This is a genomic window from Micromonospora sp. NPDC047465 (genome assembly GCF_040643125.1).
GTDB lineage: Bacteria > Actinomycetota > Actinomycetes > Mycobacteriales > Micromonosporaceae > Micromonospora.
Genome location: NZ_JBEYTP010000107.1, coordinates 1 through 5,207 on the forward strand (window position 1 = coordinate 1; position 5,207 = coordinate 5,207).

Below are 5,207 nucleotides of genomic sequence, written 5' to 3' on the forward strand. Positions count from 1 at the left end.
GTTTTTGTTGGAGAGTTTGATCCTGGCTCAGGACGAACGCTGGCGGCGTGCTTAACACATGCAAGTCGAGCGGAAAGGCCCTTCGGGGTACTCGAGCGGCGAACGGGTGAGTAACACGTGAGCAACCTGCCCTAGGCTTTGGGATAACCCTCGGAAACGGGGGCTAATACCGAATAGGACCTTACTTCGCATGAGGTTTGGTGGAAAGTTTTTCGGCCTGGGATGGGCTCGCGGCCTATCAGCTTGTTGGTGGGGTGATGGCCTACCAAGGCGACGACGGGTAGCCGGCCTGAGAGGGCGACCGGCCACACTGGGACTGAGACACGGCCCAGACTCCTACGGGAGGCAGCAGTGGGGAATATTGCACAATGGGCGGAAGCCTGATGCAGCGACGCCGCGTGAGGGATGACGGCCTTCGGGTTGTAAACCTCTTTCAGCAGGGACGAAGCGTAAGTGACGGTACCTGCAGAAGAAGCGCCGGCCAACTACGTGCCAGCAGCCGCGGTAAGACGTAGGGCGCGAGCGTTGTCCGGATTTATTGGGCGTAAAGAGCTCGTAGGCGGCTTGTCGCGTCGACTGTGAAAACCCGCAGCTCAACTGCGGGCCTGCAGTCGATACGGGCAGGCTAGAGTTCGGTAGGGGAGACTGGAATTCCTGGTGTAGCGGTGAAATGCGCAGATATCAGGAGGAACACCGGTGGCGAAGGCGGGTCTCTGGGCCGATACTGACGCTGAGGAGCGAAAGCGTGGGGAGCGAACAGGATTAGATACCCTGGTAGTCCACGCTGTAAACGTTGGGCGCTAGGTGTGGGGGGCCTCTCCGGTTCCCTGTGCCGCAGCTAACGCATTAAGCGCCCCGCCTGGGGAGTACGGCCGCAAGGCTAAAACTCAAAGGAATTGACGGGGGCCCGCACAAGCGGCGGAGCATGCGGATTAATTCGATGCAACGCGAAGAACCTTACCTGGGTTTGACATGGCCGCAAAACCGGCAGAGATGTCGGGTCCTTCGGGGGCGGTCACAGGTGGTGCATGGCTGTCGTCAGCTCGTGTCGTGAGATGTTGGGTTAAGTCCCGCAACGAGCGCAACCCTCGTTCGATGTTGCCAGCGCGTTATGGCGGGGACTCATCGAAGACTGCCGGGGTCAACTCGGAGGAAGGTGGGGATGACGTCAAGTCATCATGCCCCTTATGTCCAGGGCTTCACGCATGCTACAATGGCCGGTACAATGGGCTGCGATACCGTGAGGTGGAGCGAATCCCAAAAAGCCGGTCTCAGTTCGGATCGGGGTCTGCAACTCGACCCCGTGAAGTCGGAGTCGCTAGTAATCGCAGATCAGCAACGCTGCGGTGAATACGTTCCCGGGCCTTGTACACACCGCCCGTCACGTCACGAAAGTCGGCAACACCCGAAGCCGGTGGCCCAACCCCTTGTGGGAGGGAGCCGTCGAAGGTGGGGCTGGCGATTGGGACGAAGTCGTAACAAGGTAGCCGTACCGGAAGGTGCGGCTGGATCACCTCCTTTCTAAGGAGCACCTTCACCTGAAAGGGTGTAAGGAGCCCGCGACCTGCGAATGTCGGGTCGGGGTGCTCAATGGCGGAGACACTGGCGAGTTTTTTCCTGGCAACGGCCGAGGCGCCTAGTACGACCATCTTCGGGTGGTAGGGAACGGATGCTTCTGGTGCGGCTGGGGAGAAATGTAGGGCACCCTGTTGGGTCCTGAAAGAACAACCGGTGGTTGTTTCTTTCGGAGCCTTGTGCGGAGCGGGAGCTTCGTGGGCTGCCAGGCATGGCCTGGTCTCGCATACCGGTCGCTGTGGTGATGCTGGTGTGGGGCTGTGGGTTGTGGGTTGGTCGTTTGTTGAGAATTGCACAGTGGACGCGAGCATCTTTGTGGTCAAGTTGTCAAGGGCGAACGGTGGATGCCTTGGCACCAGGAGCCGATGAAGGACGTGGGAGGCCGCGATAGGCCTGGGGGAGCTGTCAACCGAGCTGTGATCCCAGGGTGTCCGAATGGGGGAACCCGGCATCAGTCATGTGGTGTCACCTGCACCTGAACACATAGGGTGTATGGAGGGAACGCGGGGAAGTGAAACATCTCAGTACCCGTAGGAAGAGAAAACAAATTTAGTGATTCCGTGAGTAGTGGCGAGCGAAAGCGGATTGAGGCTAAACCGGCTGCGTGTGATACCTGTCAGGGGTTGCGTGGTCGGGGTTGTGGGACCCTGCTACACGAGCTGACACTCGTGTGAGGAGTTATAAAGCCAGTTGCTAGCCGAACAGTCTGGAAAGGCTGACCGTAGGCGGTGATAGTCCGGTAGGTGAAAGTGGCTGGTCTCCTGTGGGTGTTCCCGAGTAGCGGCGGACCCCTGAAATCTGCCGTGAATCTGCCAGGACCACCTGGTAAGCCTAAATACTTCCTGGTGACCGATAGCGGACGAGTACCGTGAGGGAATGGTGAAAAGTACCCCGGGAGGGGAGTGAAATAGTACCTGAAACCGTTCGCCTACAATCCGTCGGAGCCTTGCGGGGTGACGGCGTGCCTTTTGAAGAATGAGCCTGCGAGTTAGTGGCATGTGGCGAGGTTAACCCGTGTGGGGGAGCCGTAGCGAAAGCGAGTCTGAATAGGGCGATTCAGTCGCGTGTCCTAGACCCGAAGCGGAGTGATCTAGCCATGGGCAGGCTGAAGCGCGGGTAAGACCGCGTGGAGGGCCGAACCCACCAACGTTGAAAAGTTGGGGGATGACCTGTGGTTAGGGGTGAAAGGCCAATCAAACTCCGTGATAGCTGGTTCTCCCCGAAATGCATTTAGGTGCAGCGTCGCGTGTTTCTTGCCGGAGGTAGAGCACTGGATGGTCTAGGGGGCCCACAAGCTTACCGAAATCAGCCAAACTCCGAATGCCGGTAAGTGAGAGCGCGGCAGTGAGACTGCGGGGGATAAGCTTCGTAGTCGAGAGGGAAACAGCCCAGATCACCAGCTAAGGCCCCTAAGCGTGTGCTAAGTGGAAAAGGATGTGGGGTCGCATAGACAACCAGGAGGTTGGCTTAGAAGCAGCCACCCTTTAAAGAGTGCGTAATAGCTCACTGGTCAAGTGGTTCCGCGCCGACAATGTAGCGGGGCTCAAGCACACCGCCGAAGCTGTGGCATTCACATTTTTACCTCGCTTGGACGTGATTCCTTGTGCAGGTGTGTGGATGGGTAGGGGAGCGTCGTGCCGCGAGTGAAGCATCCGAGTGATCGAGGTGTGGACGCGGCACGAGTGAGAATGCAGGCATGAGTAGCGAAAGAAGGGTGAGAAACCCTTCCGCCGGATGACCAAGGGTTCCAGGGCCAGGCTAATCCGCCCTGGGTGAGTCGGGACCTAAGGCGAGGCCGAGAGGCGTAGTCGATGGACAACGGGTTGATATTCCCGTACCCGCGAAAGAGCGACCCTGATGAACCTCGTTGTGCTAACCACCCAAACCTGGGGCGGTCTTCGGACCTAACTGGGGGAGCGTGGGAACCTGGCGGGTAGTAGTCAAGCGATGGGGTGACGCAGGAAGGTAGCTGAGCCCGGCCGGTGGTTGTGCCGGGGTAAGCGTGTAGGCCGTGCTGTAGGCAAATCCGCAGCACATGTAGGCTGAGACGTGATGCCGAGCCGATTCAGGTGAAGTCAGTGATCCTATGCTGCCGAGAAAAGCCTCTAGCGAGTTCTTAGCGGCCCGTACCCCAAACCGACACAGGTGGTCAGGTAGAGAATACCGAGGCGATCGGGCGAACTGTGGTTAAGGAACTCGGCAAATTGCCCCCGTAACTTAGGGAGAAGGGGGGCCGGAGACGTGAAGCCCCGCGCGGGTGGAGCGTTGTATGGCCGCAGAGAGCAGGGGGAAGCGACTGTTTACTAAAAACACAGGTCCATGCGAAGAAGTAATTCGATGTATATGGACTGACGCCTGCCCGGTGCTGGAACGTTAAGGGGACCTGTTAGCTCTTCGGGGCGAAGCGGAGAACTTAAGCGCCAGTAAACGGCGGTGGTAACTATAACCATCCTAAGGTAGCGAAATTCCTTGTCGGGTAAGTTCCGACCTGCACGAATGGCGTAACGACTTCCCCACTGTCTCAACCACAGGCCCGGCGAAATTGCATTACGAGTAAAGATGCTCGTTACGCGCGGCAGGACGGAAAGACCCCGGGACCTTTACTATAGCTTGACATTGGTATCCGAATTAGCTTGTGTAGGATAGGTGGGAGCCGGTGAAGCTCATACGCCAGTATGGGTGGAGGCAATCTTGAAATACCACTCTGGTTGATTTGGGTATCTAACTTCGGACCGTTATCCGGTTCAGGGACAGTGTCTGGTGGGTAGTTTAACTGGGGCGGTTGCCTCCTAAAGGGTAACGGAGGCGCCCAAAGGTTCCCTCAGCCTGGTTGGCAATCAGGTGTTGAGTGCAAGTACACAAGGGAGCTTGACTGTGAGACTGACAGGTCGAGCAGGGACGAAAGTCGGGACTAGTGATCCGGCACTTGCGAGTGGAAGCGGTGTCGCTCAACGGATAAAAGGTACCCCGGGGATAACAGGCTGATCTTCCCCAAGAGTCCATATCGACGGGATGGTTTGGCACCTCGATGTCGGCTCGTCGCATCCTGGGGCTGTAGCAGGTCCCAAGGGTTGGGCTGTTCGCCCATTAAAGCGGTACGCGAGCTGGGTTTAGAACGTCGTGAGACAGTTCGGTCCCTATCCGCCGTGCGCGTAGGATACTTGAGAAGGGCTGTCCCTAGTACGAGAGGACCGGGACGGACGAACCTCTGGTGTGCCAGTTGTCCCGCCAGGGGCACGGCTGGTTAGCTACGTTCGGAAGGGATAACCGCTGAAAGCATCTAAGCGGGAAGCTCGCTTCAAGATGAGGTATCCCACCACTCTTTGAGTGGGTAAGGCCCCCAGCTAGACGACTGGGTTGATAGGCCGGAAATGTAAGCCCGGTAACGGGTTCAGTTGACCGGTACTAATAGGCCGAGGACTTGACTACTAAGCTGCTACGCGTCCACTGTGCAACTCTCGATGAACGAACAACAGACCCGGTTGGGTGTTGTTTGATATGTCGATAGAGTTACGGCGGTCATGGCGGAGGGGAAACGCCCGGTTACATTCCGAACCCGGAAGCTAAGCCCTCCAGCGCCGATGGTACTGCACTCGGGAGGGTGTGGGAGAGTAGGACACCGCCGGACAATC

The 5,207-nt window shown here is 58.0% G+C and carries 3 rRNA genes; all 3 read left to right on the plus strand.

From position 1 onward, the window contains the following. Positions 1 to 4: 4 nt before the first annotated feature. The 3 genes from ABZ793_RS34480 (at position 5) to rrf (ending at position 5,203) form a co-directional block, all read left to right on the plus strand. Positions 5 to 1,521 (plus strand): 16S ribosomal RNA (locus ABZ793_RS34480). 371 nt (positions 1,522 to 1,892) lie between these two features. After that, positions 1,893 to 5,004: ribosomal RNA gene (locus ABZ793_RS34485) — 23S ribosomal RNA — on the plus strand. Between the two features lie 82 nt (positions 5,005 to 5,086). Then, positions 5,087 to 5,203 (plus strand): 5S ribosomal RNA (rrf, locus tag ABZ793_RS34490). Together the 16S, 23S and 5S rRNA genes form the textbook arrangement of a ribosomal RNA operon. Positions 5,204 to 5,207: the final 4 nt, after the last annotated feature.